1 protein-coding gene is annotated in these 933 nt (G+C 64.0%); it reads right to left on the reverse strand.

Annotated elements, in window-relative coordinates:
* A protein-coding gene (locus tag QMK34_RS48210) for an IS5 family transposase (RefSeq protein WP_442785380.1) occupies positions 1–884 on the reverse strand; the annotation gives its coding sequence in 2 pieces (ribosomal slippage) (positions 1–440 and positions 439–884; 886 coding nt annotated over the 2 pieces). This gene is flagged as partial in the annotation.
* Positions 885–933: the final 49 nt, after the last annotated feature.

Below are 933 nucleotides of genomic sequence, written 5' to 3' on the forward strand. Positions count from 1 at the left end.
GGAACATGTAGTCACGCTTGTCATACCGAGTGGCCACCGCTCGATGGTTCTTGAGTTTGTTGATCGCCCGCTCGACAGCGTTGCGCTGCGTGTACAACTCTGGGTCGAATGCCGGTGGACGACCACCGTTGCGGCCACGGCGCGACCGGTTCTTCTTCTGGTCGGCGGGCTCGGGAATGGTCGCGACGATCCCCCGTCGCCGCAGGTAGGACCGGATACCCCGACTGGAATACGCCTTGTCGCACAACACATGACCAGGCTTGGTCCGAGGCCGCCCACGGCCACGACGCAGGATCTTGATCCCTGCCATCACCGATTCGAAAGCCAGCGAGTCGTGGCGATGACCAGCCGAGGTGACCCGCGAGATCGGACGGCAGTGGGAGTCTGCGGCCAGGTGAATCTTCGACGTCACCCCACCTCGGGACCGCCCCAGTGACTCCCGGCTCGGTGTAACGGCCAATTTCTTGGAATTCGACCCATCCCCCTGTGTCCAGATCCACCGGCGCGAGAACCTCCGGGGCGACATCAGCAGGAGGCAGATGCCGGGCACCGGCGGCGTGCTGGTGGGCACGGACCACCCCGGCATCGACCCCGACCATCCAGTCCCGACCTTCGGCCACGTCGCCACCGCGGCGCAGCTCAGCCAGGATCCGTTCCCACGTCAGGTCGGCTGACCAGCGACGATGCCGGTTGTAGATTGTTTTCCAGTGCCCAAAGACCGACGGCACATCCCGCCATGGCAACCCGCACCGGGTCCGCCAGAACACCCCGTTGATCACCATCCGGTGATCAACCCACCGTCCACCCCGCCGCGGAGTCTGATCCGGCAGCAACGGTTCCAGCCGGGCCCACTCCTCCTCGGTTAAATCGTGTCGATCAAGCACAAAAACGGTCTATCGCATCCAAAGATCAAGATCCACGGGACACGCCCTA

The organism is Amycolatopsis sp. H20-H5 (assembly GCF_035828755.1).
Classification (GTDB): Bacteria; Actinomycetota; Actinomycetes; order Mycobacteriales; family Pseudonocardiaceae; genus Amycolatopsis.